General features: G+C 59.8%; 18 protein-coding genes and 2 tRNA genes. 5 read left to right on the forward strand and 15 right to left on the reverse strand.

Features of this window, described 5'->3' with window-relative positions; translation table 11 throughout:
* Both PMI42_RS31720 and PMI42_RS31725 read left to right on the forward strand, forming a co-directional pair.
* The coding region (locus PMI42_RS31720; protein ID WP_008142564.1) for a GGDEF domain-containing protein at window positions 1-358 on the forward strand (358 nt) is incomplete at its 5' end.
* Between the two features lie 58 nt (window positions 359-416).
* A tRNA-Arg gene (locus tag PMI42_RS31725) sits at window positions 417-493 on the forward strand.
* Between the two features lie 447 nt (window positions 494-940).
* On the opposite strand, the gene PMI42_RS38240 is transcribed toward PMI42_RS31725, so the two are convergent.
* From PMI42_RS38240 to PMI42_RS31780, 13 genes are all read right to left on the reverse strand, one after another.
* Window positions 941-1,300, reverse strand: coding sequence for a VOC family protein (locus PMI42_RS38240; RefSeq protein ID WP_081502980.1), 360 nt, complete (start codon window positions 1,298-1,300; stop codon window positions 941-943).
* Window positions 1,301-1,307: 7 nt separating this feature from the next.
* Window positions 1,308-2,036, reverse strand: a complete 729-nt coding sequence (locus tag PMI42_RS38245) for a di-heme oxidoredictase family protein (protein ID WP_157195851.1) — start codon at window positions 2,034-2,036, stop codon at window positions 1,308-1,310.
* Window positions 2,037-2,296: 260 nt separating this feature from the next.
* Window positions 2,297-3,337 (reverse strand): YncE family protein, encoded by a 1,041-nt coding sequence (locus tag PMI42_RS31730; RefSeq protein WP_008142567.1) that lies wholly within the window; start codon window positions 3,335-3,337, stop codon window positions 2,297-2,299.
* Between the two features lie 338 nt (window positions 3,338-3,675).
* A complete protein-coding gene (gene mcrC / locus PMI42_RS31735) occupies window positions 3,676-4,761 on the reverse strand; it encodes a 5-methylcytosine-specific restriction endonuclease system specificity protein McrC (protein ID WP_008142570.1) in 1,086 nt (361 codons plus the stop codon).
* Window positions 4,762-4,772: 11 nt separating this feature from the next.
* A complete protein-coding gene (locus PMI42_RS31740) occupies window positions 4,773-6,977 on the reverse strand; it encodes an McrB family protein (protein ID WP_008142572.1) in 2,205 nt (734 codons plus the stop codon).
* 108 nt (window positions 6,978-7,085) lie between these two features.
* Window positions 7,086-7,313, reverse strand: coding sequence for a hypothetical protein (locus tag PMI42_RS39475; RefSeq protein WP_157195852.1), 228 nt, complete (start codon window positions 7,311-7,313; stop codon window positions 7,086-7,088).
* A complete protein-coding gene (locus PMI42_RS31745) occupies window positions 7,285-8,514 on the reverse strand; it encodes a GIY-YIG nuclease family protein (protein WP_008142573.1) in 1,230 nt (409 codons plus the stop codon). The genes PMI42_RS39475 and PMI42_RS31745 overlap by 29 nt, the downstream gene beginning before the upstream one ends.
* Window positions 8,504-10,579: a DEAD/DEAH box helicase gene (locus PMI42_RS31750; protein ID WP_008142574.1), complete on the reverse strand. Its 2,076-nt coding sequence runs from the start codon at window positions 10,577-10,579 to the stop codon at window positions 8,504-8,506. The genes PMI42_RS31745 and PMI42_RS31750 overlap by 11 nt, the downstream gene beginning before the upstream one ends.
* Entirely contained in the window at window positions 10,576-13,371 is a 2,796-nt protein-coding gene (locus PMI42_RS31755) for a class I SAM-dependent DNA methyltransferase (protein WP_008142575.1), read from the reverse strand. The genes PMI42_RS31750 and PMI42_RS31755 overlap by 4 nt, the downstream gene beginning before the upstream one ends.
* A gap of 233 nt (window positions 13,372-13,604) precedes the next feature.
* Window positions 13,605-14,618 (reverse strand): AAA family ATPase, encoded by a 1,014-nt coding sequence (locus PMI42_RS31760; RefSeq protein WP_008142576.1) that lies wholly within the window; start codon window positions 14,616-14,618, stop codon window positions 13,605-13,607.
* Complete coding sequence (locus tag PMI42_RS31765; RefSeq protein ID WP_008142577.1) at window positions 14,611-14,934, reverse strand: hypothetical protein; 324 nt, start codon at window positions 14,932-14,934, stop codon at window positions 14,611-14,613. The genes PMI42_RS31760 and PMI42_RS31765 overlap by 8 nt, the downstream gene beginning before the upstream one ends.
* A gap of 355 nt (window positions 14,935-15,289) precedes the next feature.
* Window positions 15,290-16,141 carry a hypothetical protein gene (locus PMI42_RS39480; protein WP_157195853.1) on the reverse strand — a complete coding sequence of 284 codons (852 nt, stop codon included), beginning with the start codon at window positions 16,139-16,141 and terminating at the stop codon, window positions 15,290-15,292.
* 88 nt (window positions 16,142-16,229) lie between these two features.
* On the reverse strand, window positions 16,230-17,504 hold the full coding sequence (locus tag PMI42_RS31780; RefSeq protein WP_008142580.1) for a tyrosine-type recombinase/integrase: 1,275 nt from the start codon (window positions 17,502-17,504) through the stop codon (window positions 16,230-16,232).
* Between the two features lie 94 nt (window positions 17,505-17,598).
* Here PMI42_RS31780 and PMI42_RS39485 point away from each other — a divergent pair.
* Both PMI42_RS39485 and PMI42_RS31785 read left to right on the forward strand, forming a co-directional pair.
* Window positions 17,599-17,700 (forward strand) — tRNA-Arg (locus PMI42_RS39485).
* Window positions 17,701-17,711: 11 nt separating this feature from the next.
* Window positions 17,712-19,598: a M48 family metalloprotease gene (locus PMI42_RS31785; protein ID WP_008142583.1), complete on the forward strand. Its 1,887-nt coding sequence runs from the start codon at window positions 17,712-17,714 to the stop codon at window positions 19,596-19,598.
* 87 nt (window positions 19,599-19,685) lie between these two features.
* Here the strand turns inward: PMI42_RS31785 and PMI42_RS31790 are convergent, their stop codons facing one another.
* Both PMI42_RS31790 and PMI42_RS31795 read right to left on the reverse strand, forming a co-directional pair.
* Window positions 19,686-19,895, reverse strand: coding sequence for a hypothetical protein (locus PMI42_RS31790; protein ID WP_008142586.1), 210 nt, complete (start codon window positions 19,893-19,895; stop codon window positions 19,686-19,688).
* A 94-nt stretch (window positions 19,896-19,989) separates the two neighbouring features.
* A complete protein-coding gene (locus tag PMI42_RS31795; protein ID WP_008142587.1) occupies window positions 19,990-20,433 on the reverse strand; it encodes a TspO/MBR family protein in 444 nt (147 codons plus the stop codon).
* Between the two features lie 43 nt (window positions 20,434-20,476).
* Between PMI42_RS31795 and dinB the strand changes: the two genes are divergently transcribed.
* Entirely contained in the window at window positions 20,477-21,577 is a 1,101-nt protein-coding gene (gene dinB, locus PMI42_RS31800; protein ID WP_008142589.1) for a DNA polymerase IV, read from the forward strand.
* The last annotated feature ends 54 nt before the right edge of the window (window positions 21,578-21,631 follow it).

The following is a 21,631-nucleotide window of genomic DNA, read 5'->3' on the forward strand; positions in this document are numbered from 1 at the left end:
CCCCCCCAGCCGCTATGGCGGCGAGGAGTTCGCGCTGATCCTGCCGGACCTGGATTGCGACGCCGCCTGCGCCATCGCCGACGAAATTCGCAGCGCCGTCATGACCCTGCGGATCGCCCATGGTGCCGAGGGCGCTGGCGACCACGTCACCCTCAGCGTCGGCGTCGCCAGCCACATTCCGGGTGAAGCCGATGGCGGCCCCGACCACCTGCTGGGCGCCGCCGACGAGGCGCTCTATGCGGCCAAACGGCTCGGCCGCAACCGCGTCGTCTGCGCCGAACGGATGCTGGCCGAATTCGCGGGCCTCGGCCGGGATAGCACCCCGGTTCCTGGCCGCAGGGCCCGCAAATCAGCCTGACCGGAGACAGCGGAAGCGGTTGCCCGCCCCCCGCCAATCGGCTAAATGAACCTCGACTGCACCCGTAGCTCAGCTGGATAGAGCGTTGCCCTCCGAAGGCAAAGGTCACACGTTCGAATCGTGTCGGGTGCGCCAGTAAAATAAGGCCTTTTTTACATTTTGGCTCGCTTTGACTTTAGCTCGGGTAAGCACTGGGTAAGCAGGCGGTTGAAGTTTGGCGCTGTCCCGATAAGGATCCGTGACGGCAGGCTTCAGAATGAGTGCTGAATTTTTTCTGCACTAGCCCCCCATATTGGGAAAGTACGCTCCTACTAGCGAGCTATAAAAGGGCCATTTCAACGACCGATGGACGATATTACATCGCCGAGAAGGAAGCTCTCGGTCGACAAACCGACGGTGGCACGTGACATGTCGCTGCACGAATTTAGCCCCGCAAATTGCAGAAGGGACCTTCGTCCGCAAGCGAGTCCTCGCTCAGGGCTTTCGGCGCGTTTGCAAGTTCGGCGACGCCTCCGCCTTGATGCGCAGCAAGTAGGAAATCCCTCCCGGCATACGCATCTCTCAAGCGTCTGGTCGTTGGAACTAGCCTCTCGGCTCGAACAATTCGATCTGATTACCAGATGGATCTTCGCAAACCGCCTGTCTTCCTCCCGGACCTTCGATAAGGTTCGTTGCGAATTTCACTCCAGCACTCTTGAGGGAAGAGATTGAGCCTTCAATATCATCTGTTTGAATAACGATCCTGGTCCATCCGCTCGGGACCGCATGCGAGATGGTCTTTGCAGCGGAGGACAATGGACCCGCTAACCACAACTCTAAATCTTTAGCCCGCATTATAGCCATTGCGGGACCAAACTGCTGAATCAGTTCGAAACTGAATTGATCCCGATAGAAATTGATCGCGTCTTCAACGTCCCGCACAATGCAGCGAATGGTTGCCATGTCAGCCTCACAAGCTCTTGAGAAAGGCGATAAGTTCGATTTTATCACTCTCCTCCAAAAGTGAGAAGTTGTGTCGGGCAGGCTTCGCCTCTCCGCCATGATGAGCTATGGCATCTTCGATCGAGTTACCTGAACCGTCGTGAAGATAAGGAGGACCATAGGAGTTAAGTCCCCATAACGGAGCCGTTCGAAGTCGAGCGGTTGAGCCGCCGAGGTCATGCAGTTGCAAGTCCGTGAATGGTGCAAAGCGTTTATTGCGAAGAGCTGGTGGGGCTTCTGCGGACGTGACGCGATATTCGACGTGACAGCTTGAGCACCCAATTTGAGAAAACAGCTTTGATCCTATTGCGCTGGTTTGATTTCTATTTGGAGGCGCTGCCAAGAAGCGAACAAACGTCACGACGTCTTCCAATTCCCGTCGCGACAGGATTGGCGTGCACGATTTTGGGTAATCCTGGTTCTGTGCGGACCTTGAACAACTAAGCTCGCTCGATATACCCAATTCGATCGCAAAAGCCCTAGCGACAAACTTCTCGAGAGAGTCTATCTCGGCAAATGCACCGAATATTTTTTGTGAATTATTGCGCCTTGAGTATTCGAGAAGGCCAATTCCAAAAAGGGGGGGGGTCCGTCTGGTGACCACCCCGTCTGGTCCAACCTCAGCAACGTGGCCTTCTGGTGCCCTTCGCTGCACCGTTTCGCCCAAAGCGGTGGGCACGAGAGCCTGTTCCGACATGCCACTTCCGCCTGGCATGGGCACACTGTGACAACTGACACAGCTTTCTGCGTTTCGCATGGCGGTTGACGATTGGTCCCAACGCCTTACGAAAAGTGATTGTCCTCGATCAAAGGAAGACCGGACCTCATCATCTAGTCCAGCTACCGGTTCGCCGAAATAGGCGCTCACATAGACGCCATCTCCGTGAGCGCGCTGGGCGCAGGCTAGAAGTAAGCATACGACGAAGAGGCCGGCAGTTGGTCTGCCAAAGCGACTTGTCATTTTACAAATTCTATTCCGTACGGCGCCTTTCCGACATTAATGACTTTTTTGATTTCACCGGATGCCAAATCGACTACGGCAACCTGGTTATTGGCCAAATCGGTAAATACCCCGGTCTTGCCGTCCATGCTTATCGAAGCGTTCTTAGCCGCACGGTTGACGCTATCGCCATTCGGTTGAAGTTGCGCGCCAGCGCCAATAAACGCTTGGGAAGAGGCCACGGCCGATACAGCAAGACCCGTCTTTAGCAGTGATAGATTATTGGACCTGTTATTTGTCACCAAAAGACTCTTGCCGTCTGAACTGGCAGCTAAGCTCCAGGGATTTCGACCAACCCTAATCTGTTCCGAAACTGTATGAGACGCGAGGTCAACAGCTGCGACAGAATGACTTGCATTTGCAGCGACGTACGCCCTCGCAGGGTCTCCAGCTATTGCAACGGTGTAGGGCAGGAGTCCAACATCAACCTTGCCCAATGAAACTCCAGAAGAGTCGCCCAGTGAAATGAAGTGCAGGTCGCCACTAGCCCAACCAGTAACCAGTGCTGTCTTGTTGTCGTTAGTGACAGCAACCCCATATGGCTGAGACGACACGCTTACGTCATAAAGCTTTTTGCGCCCAAGAGTGTCTACGATCGAGACTGTGTCGCTGCCCGAGTTGGCTACAATGAGTTTTTTGTCATCGTCGAAAAGTTGGAGGTCGCGAGGGGAGAGCCCGGTCTTGATCGTGTACTTCACCTGTTGAGCCACAATATCGATAACGGCGACCATGTCGCCACCGCTGCACGAAACAAACGCCTCGTCGCCCCTCTTATTGCTTCTGACATCGTATGGCTTCGGGCAACCCACGGCCTTTAACACATCGATCGTCCAAATTTCTTCGTGCCCGCTTTCACCGCCCAGATCTAACAATGCAACCTTGTCATCTCCCCAGTAGGTTGCCAAAATCAGTCTGTTGCCCTTCGACTGGGAATTGCCGGCGAACGCAGGTGTTGCGAAGATGGCGGCTAGTGCAAGGACACGGATCAAAAGCTTCATTGCAACCTCCAAAAATATAAACAATTCTGGGTAGGCTACTCTAAAAGGATGTGCCACGCAATAATGCCTGCAGGGGTAGAATGGAGACGACCCGGGTTGCTGCGGACTCCTCGCCAACCTCGCTCCGCCCCCTTGGCCGCGACATCGAAGATTGCATTTTCGATCGTTTCTTCGTCGCAGTTCAAAAACTCTATATGCGCCGTCCGCACACCGGCACTCCCTCAACTCTCCCAGCCTCCGTAGCCAGTGTTGGCACAAGAATGAGGCCGCGCGGTTGCTTCCTTTTCTGGCCGAGCCGTTGAGAATCTCGGGAGGTAATCTCGATGAGCCAGACGCCACTAGTCTCTATCCCGAGCGATAGAGTGAAGCCGATCCAAGATGTCGGAAGGCTTGAGAGCCAAATTGACCGTGACGAACCGGATATCATGGCCCTGGATGGTGAATGTCTCATCCACATCATGGTCGAGCGCGGGATAGAGCAGCACGCCTTCCGCCCTGTCGCACAGTGGTCCGCGGCCCCGTTGGGAGTGAAGATAAGCATAAATCTGATAGATGTTGGCGCTCTTGAGCCTGTCCTTGTCAGCAATGCCTTTCGCGAGAACACGGGTAAACTTGGTGTCGATAACGATCCTGCGGTCCTGCCCTCTGTCCAGGATGATGTCGGGCTTCATTCCCGGCAGCAGAGCTACATCGCCGGACCGGCCCGGCTTCAGTTGCCAGCTCTGATAATTCTGCTCCCGCACAGACCAGCCATCGGCTGCGCGCAAATGATGCCGATAGAACCCCGTGACCGCCTTCTCGAAGATCTTTCGCAGGGTGATCTCGTCCCGCTTGAGCCGAGACAGTTTCATGTCACCCGGCGCTTCATTCGGCAGCAGCATTTCGAACACGAGCCTCGCCGCGCTGACCATGAAGCGGTCTTCGGATTGATGGCTTCCGATCGTGTCTGCGGACATTGCCTGTCGGGTTGGTCGGGACGCAGCAATGCCCAGCCGTCCGAGGTCGTCACCGAGCCGACGGCAATCGGCGGCGACGGCACGATCCTGAATCCGTCCCGCGATCGCAATCAGCGCGCAGCGCACCAGCCGGTTTCGTGGCGTGTCGAACGACAGCTCCTCGAACCGGCATGCGAGGCGCCCGCGCTGCAGATGTTGGCGGGAGAGCGTCTGCAACCAGTCCACCCGCCCCCTGACCCGCGGAATGATTGCTTCCCTGCGCTGATAGCCGCGCGACAGATTGGTCCTCAGCCGCCGCTTGACCAGCCTCACCAGCAGGCGACCCAGGATATCGGCCAGCTCGATATCATCGTCCGTGCCTACCCCGCATTGGCTCTCGAACTCGGCGAGACCGGACGCATAGACGAGCAACAGCCAGAGGTTCCGAATCGGAATGCCTTTTTGGCTGCGCCAGACCTGATCGGACATCTGCATCCGCCCTACAGGCAGGCCTGCAGTGTCTTGGTCTGATCCTCCGCCTTCTCCCTTGCATCGTACCAATATTCCAGCAGCAATGGTTTGATCTCAGTCAGGATCACATTGCCGATCCATGTCTTCCAGCGCGCGGCATCCATATTCTCAGCCGGCGTGAGAAAGCTGTGACCGACACTGAACTGAGCACCGAGCGACTGGTCCGCCGCAATGATCTCGTTCAACGCGACGATAGACTGCCTTATGGCCTGCAGCAGCTCATCCGGAGCGCCCCGCGCCTTGCAGTATTGCTGCCAGGCAGTTCCAAAATTGGGATTGAGGTTCACGAATGCGAAGCGGCGTCGTAGCGCGAGATCGACCAACGCCAGCGAACGGTCGGCGAGGTTCATCGTCCCTACGACATAGAGATTCGGCGGCACATGAACCCGCTCTGTCTGAGAGATCGGATAGGCCAGCCGGAGCGCCTCGCTCTCGCTGCGCTTGTCCGCCTCTAGCAGCGTGAGCAGCTCGCCGAAGATCTGCGCCGGGTTACCGCGATTGATCTCCTCGATCACCAGAACGTATGGCCTCATGGGCTCTGCCTTCGCCGCTGCAACCGCTTCCAGGAAGGCGCCGTCGACCAGTTGCAGGCCGGTGGTTCCGTTCGGTCGGTAGCCGCGGACGAAATCCTCGTAGGATAGTGAGGGCTGGAACTGCACAGCCATCAGTCGCGAAGGGTCTTTCTCGCCGATCAGCGCGTATCCCAGGCGCTTGGCGAGCCAGGTTTTGCCTGTTCCCGGGGGCCCCTGCAGAACTAGGTTCTTCTTCGTCTTCAGCAAGTCGATCGCTTGTTCGAGCGTCGCGCGCTCAAGGAAGCAGCCTTCATCGATAATGGCCTCAACCGTATAGGACGCTCCCGAGCTGGCTTCTTCCGCGATCATCTCGGGAGCTGCGTCGTCCAGTGCCTCGGCCGCGACGTTGATCCGCCAGCGCTCCTCGAAATCCCGCGGCAGTGCGGATACATATTCCTGACCGTCGTCAGTCAGATACAGACGGTTGATGCCCTGAACAGTTTCGGCTCTCACGAGACCGGTGACTCTGGCCCACGCGATGATGTGCGACCCCGGCATTGTCGTGGTCCAGGTCGGTACCAGCGATTGCAGCCATTTGGCCGCATCAGTCGTTCCCATCCCGTCGGGGCGGCGCGACAACTGAAGCAATAGATGCCCCATGCCGAAAACACGACCGACCAGCGGCGCGCGCAGCACTTCCGCTGGCTCGTTCGCGGTCAGCAATTCAAGGCCGCGCTGTGTCGGCCGGTACGCCCCGTCGACGAGATGAATAAGTCCTAGTCCGCCCGTGGCCTGCGAGATCACATTGGCGGCACTGTTCGTGTTGAGCTGCGGCGCTTCCGATAGGATCACGCTTGCGAGGTCGTCCCGTGCAATCCCGTTCTCCGCTTCGCGGACGACCGCCACGAACACGCCGACCGCACCCTTCATGCAGGATAGGCTTCGCCGTTGAGCGGTTACAGGCAAAAGCGACAAGGGCGGTATGTCGCTTGCCTCCGGCTGCGCCGCCTCCACCGTCACCGCGCCTTCGTCGGGGCGATTTAAATATCTATTCCAGAGAAACCACGCGAAGATCGACTGGTCGACCTCGCTGGCGATGTCAGGTGCGTTCTCCACCGCATCGCGAATCCGCTGGCGAAGCGCCGGGTGCTGGGCGATGAAGTCGCCGATCAGTCGCGGCGCACTGATCAGGCGTTGCGTGGCCCATACCCTGTTGGCATCCATCAGACAGGTCATGTCGCGGGGGAACATTGCGGCCATCAGACGAACCAGGCGCGCCTTAGGCCGGCGCTTGGCGTGAGCCGGATAAACCCTGGCCAGAACATGGTCGAACATGTCCTGTAGCCTCTTCCCGCGCTCGGCGAGATCGCTGCCGATCGGCGCGTCTCGGAACTGAAGAAGCTCACGCGAGATCGCAACGTCGGAATATGCACCTTCCACCGTGACCGAAGTACCCGGCCCAATATTGGAGATCGGATTCTCATCCCAGAGCCTGCGCTGGAATGCGGGATCGAGCCATTGCGCCTCGTCCGCACTCTTCACCAGCTCGACATGAGCGGCGTATCTCTGCCGCCACTCCACTGCCCATGGCTCGTTCAAGTAAGCGCGAAACGGCCCGTTGAACGCTTCAGTCAATGCCTTTTCATCGAACGAATCAACCATCCCCTCAGCCTTCCAAACTTTGACGTTGTCTCAAATCGCGTTCGACTGCGCGACTTCTTCCGGCTCTTGCCACGATCACATTCCACGGCATCGATCGCAGGTGCTGCGCTAACTCTTTCGTCTCTTCTTGAGCAGCTTGCGACGAGCCGCCGCTCGCTTACCGGGAGGCGTCGAGCGCTTCGTCGGGTGGCGGCGGTTCTTGATCTTCGCCAGCCTCGCTAAATCCCTCTCCCGCTCGCCCGGGACGGCTGCCCCGGCCACGCTGCCTTCTCCTGCTTTGTTTTGTGTGCGCGACTTGATGAGCCGGTTACGTTTTTCGTGGTTGATCTCGTTCACGGTGGTCACCCCCCTTGGTCTCGCCTGCCCGCACCAATGCCGCAATTCTCGGGTCGTAAAGGTATTCGGTGATGGTGCCGTCTCTGATCCGGTCAACAGCTTCGTTGATGACGAAGAGAGGCACGAGAAACCATTCGCGGGGAATCACCGGATGACCGAACCGATCCTTGATCTCGATGTCGAGCCGTGCGGGATCAAAGATGCGATGGATGAGGTTTTCTAGCTTCGTCCGATTGATATTGGATAGCTTGTAGGTGGCGACGACCTCCACGTCGGCCAAAAGGAAGGTCGCGTCGTTCTTCGCGTCGCCTATACGTGTCTCAACCGCGCCGCCCGTGACGCCTATCTTGTGCAGCACATCGCGGTGGGCCGCCACGGTCGGATGGTCAGACTTGCTACGCAGCACATAGATCGTGCCGCTGGCCAAGTCGCCGTCTTCGCTCTCGCCGGAAAACAGCGGCCCCGCCGAGGGGTCGGTGATGCGCCGGCCCGCCTCATCGCGATGGAGGGCACGTTGCAACGAGCGCAATAGGACGTCGCTCTCGGTGCCGTTGTCGTAGATCACGCGCAACCGGCTATCGCGACGATCGTACTCGGTCACAAATTCGTTGCCGACTCCCGCGACATAGGCGATCTGGCCACCGACGATGAAAAACTCGCCCTCCTTGATCTCGGCCATCGTCTGGAACCGCCGCGTCCGGCGTATGCCGGCATCAAGGTCTTTCTTCACCTGAGCGAACAGTGGCTTGAAGATATCGAAGTCCTCGCAGGATGTGCGGTTGGCGATTTCCTCAGCCGCACGCTTGTCGGCGGCGGTGCGCACATGGCGAAGCTCTGTAATGTCGGATGCGCCCATGCCTTCCAGTTCGGCAAGCAATTCATCGTCATCTATCGATTCGACTGGCTCGGTGGCGGGCGTCACCGCGGCTGCCAAGAGCCCCTGCTTGTCGAGCGGGGCGAGAATCGAACGACATTCTTCCAGCCCGCGCAAGCGGTCAAGGCGCACGGCATAAAGCCGCTCGAATATGTCGTTGCTCTCGCCATGCGCTGGCGCGCGGCCGTGGGCCTCGGCGAAGCGCTGGATTTCTTCGAAGCCCGCGACAATGCGTTCCTCGCGTGCGCTACGGCCGCCTTTCTTCTCCTGTGGCGCAAAGTCAGCGAGGTCCGCCGCCAGTTCGTCAAGATCGAGGTCATCCGTCATAGCGGCCCTCCTTCTTGAAGCGCATGAACGCCACGGCTCCTTCGGCCATACGTCTTTCCCAGGGGTCCTGGGCGTCGATGGAGGGCAGCCGGCTCCGCTCCTTCTTGAACCGCGACGCGCGGACGGCAAGCTCTTTGGCCTCCTCCGGCGTCAGACTCGTGCGTTTGGCGGCAATCGCCGCCGCGACCTGCTTAAGACTTTCCTCGTTCATGGTCTTGGCGAGTATGGCGTAGGCCTCGCCGAACGGGTTGATGCGGTCGATAAGGTCGATATCAAGTTCGGTTACACTAAGGGCAAATTTCCGCACGCCATCGATTAGGGCGGTATTGGCTTTTGGCTCAGTATCGTTTTCGCCCCCAAGCGCGATCTGCTTGGCCTGCTGCGTCACGTTAAGCGCGGCGATCGCGTGCTGGCGCACAGCTTCCTGATCTTCCTCGTCAAGTTCGGGATACTTGTCCTTGATGATCTTCCCCATACGCACCTGGGTCAGCTCCTCGGGGATCAGCTCCTCGTCGAACAGTCCGCGCTCAATGGTGGTTTTGTCCTGAACGAAGGCGGCGATGACTTCATTCAGATCCTCAGTGCAGATGCGTGCGGCTTCCTTGCTCTTGGGTTCGGCAAGGCCCTTGATCTCGATGTGGAACTGCCCGGTTTGTTCATTGAAGCCGACATTACCTTTACTCGGGTCGTAGCCGCCCTCGCCATAGTCGAAGCCTTCGACCGGGCCGCTCTGCGGATTCTTCGGCGTGAAGTTGAAGCGTGGCGCGAGCACCTGTTCCATCAACAGGCTGGCGGCAATGGCTTTCAGCGTATCGTTGACGGCCTCGGTGACGGCCTCCTCGGAGGCGTCCGGCTCGGCGATCAGATTGGTGAAACGCGCTCGGATTTTGCCCGGCGCGTCACGGGTCGCGCGGCCGATGATCTGCACGATCTCGGTGAGGCTGGATCGATAGCCGACGGTAAGCGCGTGCTCGCACCAAATCCAGTCGAACCCCTCCTTCGCCATGCCAAGCGCGATGATGATGTCTACATGGTCGCGGTTGTTCTTCTGGGCGGGGTCTTTCAGTCCAGCCGAAACCTTGTCGCGCTTCGCAGGGTCGTCATCGACCAGATCGGCGATGCGCAGGACACGGCCATCGGGCCGTTTGACCAACTGGAACCCGGTCGCAGGATCAATGCCCTGCCATTCACCCAACGCCTCGATAATGTGTTCCACCTCCCTGATCTTGTCTTTCGTGCTCTCGCGCGAATTGACGCTTGGGATGTGGATAATGGTTTTTTCGTTTGGGGCTAGGACGCTTAGTATGTCATCGGCGTAGGTCTCGGGAAAGGTGCGGGAATAGAAGAAATAGCCGATGTCGAGTTGCTTGAGATATTCGTAGCCATTGAGTTGTTCGTAGTAGGTATAGGTGACGGGATCAAACTTGGCCTCATCCTGCGGGGCGAGCACCGGCACAGCGTCGCCCCGGAAGTATGAGCCGGTCATGGCGACGACGTGCACCTTGTCCCGGGCGATGAAAGCGCCAAGGTGCTGACCGAGCTTACTGTCGGGATCGGCGGAAACGTGGTGGAACTCGTCCACGGCGATCAGCCGGTCGTCGAATTTCTCAACGCCGAACTTGTCCACGGCGAAGCGGAAGGTGGCATGGGTGCAGACCAGCACCTTGTCGTCGCTGTCAAGGAACGCGCCGAGCGAATTGACCTTGCCGCCGTTGTCGGAGCCGGGCGCGTCGCAGAGATTCCATTTCGGTGCGACCGTCCAGTCCGCCCAGAAGCCGTACTTGGTCAGCAGCTCGTCGTGGAAGCTCGCGCCGATGGATTTTTCCGGCACCACGATGATGGCCTGCTTGAGTCCCTGATTGGTCAGCTTGTCGAGCGCGATAAACATGAGCGCGCGGCTTTTACCGGAAGCCGGAGGTGACTTGATGAGAAGATATTGCTCGCCACGCCGTTCATAGGCCCGCTCCTGCATCGGGCGCATGCCGAGCGCGTTGGCCTTGGTCGATGAACCGTTTCGGGCATAGGAAACTGAAACGGAAGGGATGGTTTTCTCATGATCGGTCACGCGCTTGCCCCCACCTTTTTCTTCTTCGCCGCGGTCCTCTTTGCAGCACCGGGCGACGCAATCATCTTGGTGTAAAGATCAAACAACTTTTCCAGCCGCTCCGTGTCGTTGCGGAAGCGGCGGCCGATGTAGATACGCTCAACCACCTCGTCGTTGTGCTCATGCGCCGCGCGCAGATCGGCCGGCATGTTCTCCGGGTCATAGAGGTCGGCGATGGTTGCCGGGAAATGCGCCTCACGGGCCAGCAGGATGTCCTCGGCGCAGCGTGTCAAATCGGCCTTGTTCTTCTCGGTTAGAGTCGGGACCGGAAAGGTATTCCAGCAAAGCGTATTTGCGTATGACAGACGCATCTCCAAACGAGCGGATATCGCGCCGACCCAAGCCCAATGCAGGCGAGATGTCAGAAGAGCCAGATTCCAGATTGGCACGTCGCATAGTACAAAGTTTCGATCGCCAACTATGGTATGGTGGTCAAAGTAGCCGACCGGAAGGACGTCTCGGTTTTCAGAGCTAACCCTCGGAACCACTATGCAACTTGCCTCACATTGCCCCTGAATCTGGCGGAACTTGTAGGAATACGGCGCATAGTCCCGGGTCGATGCCGCAGAACTTTCAAGCCGCATCTTGCGGACTCGTTCGATGCGTTCTTTGATCTCAGGAACAGCCTCAGCTTCGCTCAGCTCGTCATCTCTGATCCAAATGCAATGGCGTGATACTCCGCCCAGCAGCTCCTGCGCGCCAACAAACTTCTTGATGAATCGTGCGGCACCAGGAGAGCGAGCTTCGAGACTCTCCTTCTCCGCTTCACTTAAGAGGAGGTTGCCTCCATCTGTGGGCATATTCCCCCGAATCATGAACCCTCTTTCATCCACGGCTCTTGTAAGGGGCTCGATGATTAGCCTACCTCCAGGGATCAGATACGCATTTATGTGATCCAGTTCCCGCGTTGTTAGCTGCGCGTCAGAATCGATTTGAAAAAGCCTCTTCTTCCGTAGACCGGCGCGAGCGACACCCACTACAACAACAGTTACTCCCGCATTGTGAGCCGCAAGGTTGGCCCATTTGAAAGAAGTGCAGGCAAAGAAAATGTCCATGCCATTCTGATAGATGAGCGGCCACAGGATTGGCACCTGCTCACCCTGACAAATGGAATTTGTACTCACAAATGCGAACGCGCCATTTGTATGAACGAAGTAGTCGGATGCAAGCTTGAACCAACACGCCACAACATCTAGCGACCGCCAAGTCTTCGTTTGTGCTTCGAAGATATGGCGCACATCATCTTTTTGGTTTGCCGTTTGCTTCGAACTGCCGGCGTAGGGTGGATTTCCGCAGATGTAAGTCTCTCCACCCTCGTTTTCGAAATCGATCTGCGCCTGATCGAGCGGCGAGTGAAACAGGTCATCGGCGTGATGCTTGACGCCCGTTCCAGTCGGCGGGCATACACTCAGCCAGTCCAGTCGCAGCGCATTCCCGCAGGTGATCCAGTTCTGCGCGTCGAGCGGCAGGAAGTCCTGCAAGGCTTCCTTCTGCCCCCGATAGAGTACGTCGCACTGAAACTCGGCGATGATCAGCGCAAGGCGGGCGACCTCGGCCGGGAAGTCGCGCAACTCGATGCCGCGAAAGTTGGTCAGCGGGATTTCTGAGCGCCGATCGGCCTCGCCGCGCCGCCTGTTGATCTCGGCCTCGATCTCCCGCATGGCCTTGTAGGCGATAACAAGGAAGTTGCCGGAACCGCAGGCCGGATCAAAGACCCTGATCTTCGCCATGCGATTGCGTAGATTCAGCAGTTTGCGGGAATTGTCGTCCGCTTCCGCAAGTCGGGCGCGCAGATCGTCAAGAAACAGCGGATTGAGGACTTTCAGAATGTTCGGCACGGACGTGTAGTGCATGCCGAGCGCGCCGCGTTCCTCATCCTCGGCGACGGCCTGGATCATCGACCCGAAAATGTCCGGATTGATCTTCGTCCAGTCGAGACTGCCGATATGCAGAAGATAGGCGCGGGCGATCTTGCTGAATCGCGGCGTGTCCACGCTGCCGGAGAACAGCTCGCCATTCACATAGGGAAAGGCCTCGGCCCATCGGGGGATGTCGGCGCTCGCTCGATCCTCCCGCTTGATGTTCATGGAGCGAAACAATTCGCCGATGATCTTGTGGGTGTCGGACGAGTCCTTGGCACTCATCCGAGCGATGGTGTCGGTGAACAGGCCGATGCCGTGGAAGATGTCGGTGCGCTCGGCGAAGAAGCAGAAGATCAGCCGCGCCATGAAGTGGTTCATGTCGTGGCGGCGCGCCTCGGTGCCCCAATCGGGATTGTCCTTCAGAAGCTCGACATAGAGCCGGTTCATGCGACTAGTGGCGCGGATGTCGAACGAGCTTTCGCGGACCTGCTTGACGGTGGTGATGCCCGCGAGCGGCAGGAAGAAGCCAAAATGATCGGGGAAATCGGCATAGGCACAGGCGACGGTTTCGCCGGTGTCAAAATCCTCCGCCTCGAAGTCCGCACCATCGGTCGCGAGGATGAAACGCGCCTTCGCCTTCGCTGTCGCCGGGCTGGTTTTCAGCGCGGCCAAGGTCTTCGTAACTGTGCCCGGCGCGCAGACGACGATGTGAATGTGGTTCCGTTGCAGGACGCCGCCCAGGTCGGAGCTATTCGACGCGCCCGCCCGCAGCTTCTTGATCGTCGTTTCCTTGTTGCCGAATGCCTGCAAGAAGGCGAAGGGGAACTCGCCGCCATTGAACGGCTGCTCGGCCAGCGCCGATATGGCTTCTTCAATTTCGACGGCGTTCATCTTGCCCCAACCCGCCCGGATTCCGGAAAGGACCGCTGATGCAAATGCGGCCGAACTTTCCCCCTCCATAAAAGCAGATATATTTTCTGTAGCGATTTCCGAGAAAGCATAGGTCTTTCATAGACTTCAACGGCCGCGGTAATTCAAGGAAATTCTGGGAAATTTGCACTACCGTCAAGCAGGTGTCCCGCTGTCCCACACCCTAAGGCAGCGGGACAGCGGGACAGGGGCCGCTACTCCCTCGGCTCCGCCGGCTTGGCTTTCTTCGCGCGCTTGGCCTTCTTCAACAGCCGGTCGACCCTAGACTTACTCATTGACAGTTCCTTGCCGATCTCGCGGGTGCTCTTACCCGCTTCCGACAGCTCCAGCACCTTCTGCAAGTCCTCCGAGTCTTCACTCTTGAGATCGGTGCAGACCCAACGGGCCGCTCCGTCGTCGTCCAGTTCGAGCTTCGCCTCGAACGGCAGGGCATCTTCGCCGAACACCCCGCGCGCTTTGGTCAGGTGCACCTCGAAGCGTGCCCCTTCGCCGGGATCATAGTCTTCCGGGTGCTTGAGCTGGATCACGGTGTCGAGCACGTCCTCCCGTTTGGACGTGCCACGCGCATTGCCGCCTCGGCCGGCGTGATGCACGACCAAGACGGTGACCCCGCGTCGCCGCAACTGGAGCAGCCAGGCCTGCATCGAGATCCAGGACTCGGCGTCGTTCTCCGCGCCACCGTTTACGAGGGTCGACAAGTTGTCCAGAACCAAAAATTCCACACCGCCCAGATGCGAATTGATGGCCTCTTGCTGCTTCGGATCGGCCAGATTGAGGGACGTCCCCAATGGCTGCCGGTCCATGCACAGGAGGCGGAATGCGCCAACCGGTGGTTGGCGCCCTCCTTTCATCGTGGCTAACAGACGGTCTTGCAAGGCCTCCTGAGGCATCTCTCCATCGACGTACAGCACGTTGCACGCCCTGTCCGCTCGCCAGCGCAGAAACTCGCCACCGCAGCTCACGGCGTAAGCGATGCCCAGCGCGACATGGGTTTTCCCGATGCCTCGCCCCGCGAACAGCATGGCCAGACCTCGTTCCGGCAGGATCGGATCGAGCACGTTCTTCCGCGGCGGCAACTTCAGCTTGGCGAACTTGCTGACGCAGATCGTGTCGAGCGTCAGAGATTGCTCTTCCGCCTCAACTTCGTCATCGCCGATCCGGTCGCCGAAATCGGCTCGCTCGTCGAAATCGAACGCCTGATCATCCATGTCGGCTACCCTTCTCCTCCTCGGTCAACACCGCTCGCCAGCAGTTGACACGCCGTCCCGCTCTGCTGAGGCGGCGCTCTCCCGTCTGCTCCACCTCTCTCGCGTAGTGCGCCTCGGCCAGACGGGGCCGGACCGGCAACAGGCTGAGCCCGAAGTGCTCCGCGATCTCATCCGCGGTGCGGCCCTTGGGATACTGGGACTTTAGGTAGGCGACGATCTGCTTGCGCAGAACGCGCGCTCGGCCTCGCACCGCGACCGCGGCTTCCTGGCTGGCGCCGGGGGTCTTGTAGCCCGGCATGTTCGGATAGCTGCTCATCGCCGCATCTCCGAGGTCGAGCGCACCAACGGGCCGATCTTGCTCCGAGCCCAGGCATCGAGGCCCGAAACCGGATACAAGGGGACGCGGCCGGCTCGCCTGAAGGGCGGCCCATCTGAGCTGACGCACGCCAACTTTGCGAGCGTCTTGGGGGAGCACGGGATGTTGTAGGTCTCTAAGATGTACTTCGCTGCCTCCGTTCGGCGAAGGTGACGCTCGTCTTGAATTTCGATCTTGGTGTTCATCAGACCCTTTCCAATCGCGGACCAATTTCCGCGATCGAGGGTGTATCTTGGCGCCATAGCCCAGTCGCCCGATTGATACCGAGTGCTTCCGATCGTTTCCGATCGAATTGTCACGCACTGTTTTTGGACGTTCTCTTGCGAAACCGTTTGGCCAGACGCTCGACCTTGCTTTCGATTGTCCCGGCGCCATGGGCTCGGCTGGCCACCCTCTTTGCAGCCTCTTCTGGAGATGCCACGCTTAAGTTCTTGAGAAGCGCTGCCATCTCGTCGAGTAGAGGCTCGTCGACAGCCGCGTAAGAGCCCTGCCCCTTCTTCTTGCCCGGGCTAGTTCTGGGGTTGATTTCAGATTCTGCGACCGGTCGCGCTTCAACCGTCAGATTCTGCGCCGGCCACACTGCCATGACTTCATCGCGAGGAAATCGCGCGTCGGTGTACTTTCGCCTGTCACCGACGTAGATCGGCAGTTCGAACCATTTGTCGGAGTTCCTGATCTCCAAACGTGACCAGCTGTACGCTTCGATTTTGACCTCGTTGCCTTCTAGATCGAGCGCTATCGCCGACACCTTGCCCTCACTGGCGGCGGCATGAACGGACCGTATCGCATCTCCAAGGGGCACCGACGGAGCCTTTGGAGCATCCGATCCTGCTCCATCGGATGCCGCCCATGAAGCCCGCCTCACGAACGCCCCCAACGCGCGAATGTTCGCAGGCTCCCAGTGCTTCAGGTCGAACGTCGTCACACCGTTCGCCGTTCTGGGTACATGATCACTGCAGCACTTTCGATACTCATCCCAAAAAGTTCGCACGACATCCAAGTCGCGCCACGATATCCAAGCTATGACCATCGGATAGGTCCAGAAAGCCGCCTTTCCTGGATCGAACCTTGCTGAATCGGGACGGCAGGATGCACCCTTAGGCTTGGCGCCGGGCGCCGGTTCTTCGATCGTTACTGGCTTCTTCAAGAGCCCTCCGCAGAGCCGCCGCAAAGTAACGACACGGCAGGCTGGTGCGGACCAGCTTTTCGGGAGCTACCCTAGCCGCGCCGATTGATCAGGCCTTGCGAATTTGACCGGCCTTGCTTTGTTTCTTTCCTGTCATGGCATCATCGATGTGTCTGGCGACACGATCGGCTGCCGCGAGGAGAGCGGTATCAATCAGGTGAATATAACCTTCCGTCACGCTCGACCGCGAGTGGCCAACCAGGGCCTTGATCGTCGGGATCGAGAAACCGAGATCCTCAGCCGTAGAGCTAAAGGAATGGCGCAAGCCATGGCAGGTAATGCCAGGAACATCCTCTGCCGATATCTTCTGAAGCCAGCGGGTCAAGCCAGTGTGGTGTTTGCTGGTGGTCGTTATCGCAGGAAAGACGTACTTGGACTGGGACTGGGACTTCGCCATGGCCTTCTTTAAGACCGCGATCACTGCCGAGCCCACGGGCCGGACACTTTTGCCGGTCTTCGTCTTGCCTAGCCTGAGGGCCATTCCGACTGGATCGACCTCAGTCTTGAGGAGGCCTTCTATCTCATCAAGGCGACAGCCGGTCATAGCAGCCGCGCGACTCGCCAGCACTCGCTGCCAGGGCTCACCATTTGCCTCCGCCGTGGCGAGACACTTGCCGAGCTTGCGATATCCGGCGTCGTCCAAACGCCACTCGCGAGTTCCATCTTTTGGTCGAATGATGCCGTTGACGGGGTTGTCAGGTCGGTATCCCTCGCGGACTGCGTAGCTGAAAATGCCACCAAGAAGACCCATCGTGCGAGCTGCGGTACCGTTCCCACCAGTGACGATGGCGCGTCCCCGCTCTTTTGTTTTGACGTCGGCAGCGGATTTCCCGCTCATCACGTCGCGCATGAAGCGGCCGGCATCCGCGGCGGTGAAGTCTGCGACGGTGCGGTTCCCAATGAGGGGAATGATGTGCCGCGTGACCCGTCCCTTGTCGCTGTAGACGGTGGTGGCGCTCTTTGTTACGCCGCGGCGTGTCAGTACGAGGCCCCGCTCGGCCTTCTCCATGTACTCCTGGCAAAGCTCTTCAATGGTCATAGCACCACGGGCGAGCTTCCGGCTTTCTGCTGGATCAGCCCCCTTCACGACCTCCGCGAGGGCGAGCTTGGCTTCTTTGCGACCCTCTTCTGCGGTCAGCACCCCATACCGTCCCAAGGTGAGGCGCCGACTTCGGTTGTTCGCGTTTCGATATTGGACGACGAAGGACTTGACCCCGCTCTTCTTCACCCTCAGACCGAAGCCGGGAAGTTCATCGTCCCATATGAAGAGGTCCCCGCCCGCAGTGGTGGCTGCATCGGCAATGCGCTTGGTGATCTTGGGCATGGGTAAGCAGAGGGTAAGCAGTTGGCGGGGAAACAGGGCAAATCCCAGGAACCAAGAAGACCCTCAAGAAAGCCTATAAGATGCGGGATTCGTTGCAGAAAGTAATATCAACCCACCAATGGCAAATCAAGGAAAACCTTTAACCCTTGCCCTCCGAAGGCAAAGGTCACACGTTCGAATCGTGTCGGGTGCGCCAGTCCGGTGACGATGCGGATCTCATTCCCACCGCCCTCCCCCGATGAGATCCGCCGCCTCGAAGCGGCGGCGGAAGGTCGCCCGCGGCTCTATCGCCTTCAGCTGACGCTGCTCGTGCTTGCCGGCGACGCGGCTTTGACATGCGTTCGCGTGTTTCCCCTCGCCGCACCCATCGTGCTCGGCGCGCTATTGGCCAACAACACCATCATCGACATCCTCGCTGCATTCGCTGTCGTCCTGCTGACCTGGCTGACGCGACCTGGCCATCGCGACAGTGGCGAGGGGATCGAGCGAAAGGACGCCCCCAATCTGCATGCCGTACTCGACGACCTGAGGACGAAGCTCGATGTCGGGCCGCGGATGGAAGTGCGACTGGACGATGAGGCCAATGCGGGAGCGCGCGAGGCGCGCGGACTCTTCGGCATCATCGGCAATCGCCGCGTGCTGACGCTTGGCGTGCCGCTCCTGGCGCTACTCGGCAAAGACGAAGTACGTGCCGTCATCGCCCACGAATTCGGGCACTTCTCACGCCGGCACGGATGGCTCGGTCACTGGCTCTATCAAGCCCACCTGGGCTGGCTCTCGCACGCCGAGCAGATTGACGGCGAAAGCAGCATACTCGATCGTGCCGGCGCCAGCTTCGCAGAGATTTTCGCTCCCGCCCTCAACCGCCGAGCGATGGTCTGGTCGCGCCGCTGCGAGTACGAGGCAGACGCCGATGCGGCCGGTGCAGTCGGCAGGGGGCATCTGGTGAGCGCGCTGGCGCGGCTCGATGCCTTCGGTGAATGGAGCAACAACGAGTTGCCTCGCATCGAAGGGGAATGGCAGCACACCGAGCCGACCCCGCCGGACAACTATCTGGAGCGCGTGATCGACGCCTTTGAGAGCAGATCGCTTGACCTCGTCACCGCGTCCGGGGCCAACGAGGGTTCGCGCCCCGCCGATTGGCTCGACACACATCCGACACTGGCCGCGCGGGCGACGGCGCTCGGCCTGCAACCAAGCATCGCCCCACGCGAGAACCCGGCCGGTTCGGTCCTGCTCGGCGGCTTCTGGCCGACTGTCGCTGCGGAATATAACGACCGCTGGCGCAAGGCAAAGACCGTCGAGTGGGCGGCGGCCTACACGCGCTACAGGCTGATCGAGGCGCCGCTGCTCGCAGCCGATCCTGAAGCAGTTGCAGGCTGGCCGACCGCGCGGAGGTTTGAGCACGCGCGAGTTTTACGCAGGTTCGAGCCGAAACGCGGGCTTGCCGAACTGGCCGTGCTGCATGCTGAAGCCACCGAAGACCGCAACGTCGCCTTTGCATACGCCGCGGCACGACTGGCCGAGGGTGATGGCAGCGCCGTCGAAGCCATGCGCTTGATCGCCAAGGAGGATGCAAGTTGGTGCATGCCGGCCTACGCGCGCCTCATACGCTACCTCGAGCGCACCGGCGATCGCGCCGCCGCACATCGCTGGGCCCGGCTCCTGGAAAGCGCTGGCGAGTCGGAAATGCGCGCTTACGAGCTGGTGTGCAGCGGCCTTGTCTCGGTCGGGCCTTCTCCGACAACGCGCCCGGCGCCGCTCATCGAGGTGTTGCGCGCAGCCCTCGCCGCCGACCCGGCCGTAGCCAGGGCATGGCTCGCCGAAAGCAACGCGCCGCTGACCATGGCCGGAAAGACCCCGGGCGCGACCCTACGGGCGGATGCGCTCATCCTCATCATCGATCCCTTCGATGCCATGCAGCGACCTTACGACGTAGACGCCATCAAGGCCCGCCACCAGCAGGTGCTGAGCGGCCTTATCGAGCCCAACGCGCTGGCTGTGGTGATCTCGTTCTACTCGACGGAGCCGCTGCCATCGGCCTTGCACGATGCACTTGAACAGTTCCCGAGGAGCTGCGTCCACGTCCGATGACCAGTCCTCTCATCGGCGCCACCATTTCGAACCGCTGTTGAGTGAGGCTTCGAACCGGAAGGGCTTCTCCAGACATCCAGCCCGCTCTCACGTCAGCATCGCGACGATCGACTGGATCTGATCGGAGGCGGACGTCACCAGAGCGTCATACGACGTATGCCCATGCGCGGCAGCCTTCAGAATGCATTCGGCTACAGCTGCTTTCAGGCCGAACACCGACTGATGGGCCGGCACGTTCGCCATCACGGTCTCGAGGGCCTGGCGCATGGTCTGAATGAGTTCGGAGCTGTACTGCATGTTCTGTCCTCTGCACGGAAATATAGGAACGCGTGCCTAGGCTCGCCACTCACAAGCTTGAGATTGTCGTTTGATGGACTCTAAGCTGGACGCCTCAATTCAAACGCCAGATAGCCGCATTGAGCACGCCGGCGAACGCGACCCAGGCTGCGTAGGGCACGAACAATGCGGCCGCCAGCCTGTCTCGTGACGCCTCGAGACCGATGTAGGTCACGATCGCGACGAACAGGCAGATCAGGATGACGAGCGCCGCTCCGATCCCGTGCATCGTGAACATCACCGGCGACCACGCGAAATTCAGAGCGAGTTGCGCGGCCCAGGCCTGCATCGCTTTGCCCATGCGCTCACGGCGAAACGTCCGCCAGCCGGCAATGGCGATCATGACGTAGAGGATGGTCCAGGCCACCGGGAACGCCCAGTTCGGCGGCACGAAGCCCGGTTTGGCGAGGCCCGCATACCACGTGCCGGGGAGATTGGTCGCACCGATCAGCCAGCCGAGGCCGACCACTCCTGCGACGAAGACCAACAGCTGAAACATCCATCACCTCGCACTTGTCCTCGCTCGATTGTATCATCTTCCCATGAGCGAATCCGGCACGGTGACTGGCTATACCCCGCCCGTCCGCAAGATCATCCATATCGACATGGATGCCTTTTATGCGTCTGTGGAACAGCGCGACAATCCGGAGCTGCGCGGCAAGCCGGTCGCGGTCGGCGGCTCCGCGGAGCGCGGCGTCGTCGCGGCCGCGAGCTACGAGGCCCGCAAGTTCGGCGTTCGCTCCGCGATGCCGTCAGTGACCGCGAAGCGGCAATGTCCCGACCTGATCTTCGTCCGGCCGCGCTTCGAGGTCTACAAGGCGATCTCCCGGCAGATCCGCGAGATCTTTGCCGAACACACCCCCGTCATCGAGCCGCTGTCGCTCGACGAGGCCTATCTGGACGTCACCGAGAACTTGCAAGGCATTCCGCTGGCGCGGGACGTCGCGCTGCGCATCCGCGACAAGATCAAGGCCGAGACGGGCCTGAACGCTTCGGCGGGCATCTCCTACAACAAGTTTCTGGCAAAGCTCGCCTCCGATCATCGCAAGCCCAACGGACAGTACGTGATCTCGCCGGAGATGGGGCCCGCCTTCGTCGAGACGCTGCCCGTCGGCAAATTCCACGGCATCGGCCCGGCAACGGCTGCGAAGATGAACGCGCTCGGCCTGTTCACCGGCCTCGACATCCGCAACCAGACGCTGGAATTCATGAACGCGAATTTCGGCAAATCGGGCGCCTATTATTACTGGATCTCACGGGGTGTCGACGAACGCCCGGTCCGGGCCAACCGGATCCGCAAGTCGATCGGGGCGGAGACCACGTTCTCGACCGACCTCGACACATTCGACGCGCTGGCCGCCGAGCTGAGGCCGCTCGTCGACAAGGTCTGGCGTCATTGCGAGACATCAGGCAACCGCGGCCGCACCGTCACCCTGAAGGTCAAGTTTGCCGACTTCGAGATCGTCACGCGCAGCAGGTCCGTCCCCGCGCCGGTCGCAGGCCGGGACGAGCTGGAGCGGCTGGCCTGCGGCCTGCTCGAAGTCGAGATGCCGCTGCCCAAATCCGTCAGACTGCTCGGCGTATCGCTGTCGTCACTTCAGGACGGGGACGATCCGGAGCCGCAGCTGACGTTCGGCATTTGAACCGGGCTTGAAAAGGCCCTCCCGATCATCTTCCAGCCTTTCCGACCAGGCGAT

It is taken from the genome of Bradyrhizobium sp. YR681 (assembly GCF_000282615.1).
GTDB lineage: Bacteria > Pseudomonadota > Alphaproteobacteria > Rhizobiales > Xanthobacteraceae > Bradyrhizobium.

What these genes read in the sequence shown, in the direction of transcription:
- PMI42_RS31790 (WP_008142586.1), bottom strand. Translation starts at nt 19,895, where the DNA reads ATGCAGTACAGCTCCGAACTCATTCAGACCATGCGCCAGGCCCTCGAG.
- PMI42_RS38245 (WP_157195851.1), bottom strand. Translation starts at nt 2,036, where the DNA reads ATGTCGGAACAGGCTCTCGTGCCCACCGCTTTGGGCGAAACGGTGCAG.
- PMI42_RS31795 (WP_008142587.1), bottom strand. Translation starts at nt 20,433, where the DNA reads ATGTTTCAGCTGTTGGTCTTCGTCGCAGGAGTGGTCGGCCTCGGCTGG.
- PMI42_RS31730 (WP_008142567.1), bottom strand. Translation starts at nt 3,337, where the DNA reads ATGAAGCTTTTGATCCGTGTCCTTGCACTAGCCGCCATCTTCGCAACA.
- PMI42_RS31755 (WP_008142575.1), bottom strand. Translation starts at nt 13,371, where the DNA reads ATGAACGCCGTCGAAATTGAAGAAGCCATATCGGCGCTGGCCGAGCAG.
- PMI42_RS31760 (WP_008142576.1), bottom strand. Translation starts at nt 14,618, where the DNA reads ATGGATGATCAGGCGTTCGATTTCGACGAGCGAGCCGATTTCGGCGAC.
- PMI42_RS31740 (WP_008142572.1), bottom strand. Translation starts at nt 6,977, where the DNA reads ATGGTTGATTCGTTCGATGAAAAGGCATTGACTGAAGCGTTCAACGGG.
- dinB (WP_008142589.1), top strand. Translation starts at nt 20,477, where the DNA reads ATGAGCGAATCCGGCACGGTGACTGGCTATACCCCGCCCGTCCGCAAG.
- PMI42_RS31745 (WP_008142573.1), bottom strand. Translation starts at nt 8,514, where the DNA reads ATGACGGATGACCTCGATCTTGACGAACTGGCGGCGGACCTCGCTGAC.
- PMI42_RS31765 (WP_008142577.1), bottom strand. Translation starts at nt 14,934, where the DNA reads ATGAGCAGCTATCCGAACATGCCGGGCTACAAGACCCCCGGCGCCAGC.
- PMI42_RS31780 (WP_008142580.1), bottom strand. Translation starts at nt 17,504, where the DNA reads ATGCCCAAGATCACCAAGCGCATTGCCGATGCAGCCACCACTGCGGGC.
- mcrC (WP_008142570.1), bottom strand. Translation starts at nt 4,761, where the DNA reads ATGTCCGATCAGGTCTGGCGCAGCCAAAAAGGCATTCCGATTCGGAAC.
- PMI42_RS31785 (WP_008142583.1), top strand. Translation starts at nt 17,712, where the DNA reads ATGCGGATCTCATTCCCACCGCCCTCCCCCGATGAGATCCGCCGCCTC.
- PMI42_RS38240 (WP_081502980.1), bottom strand. Translation starts at nt 1,300, where the DNA reads ATGGCAACCATTCGCTGCATTGTGCGGGACGTTGAAGACGCGATCAAT.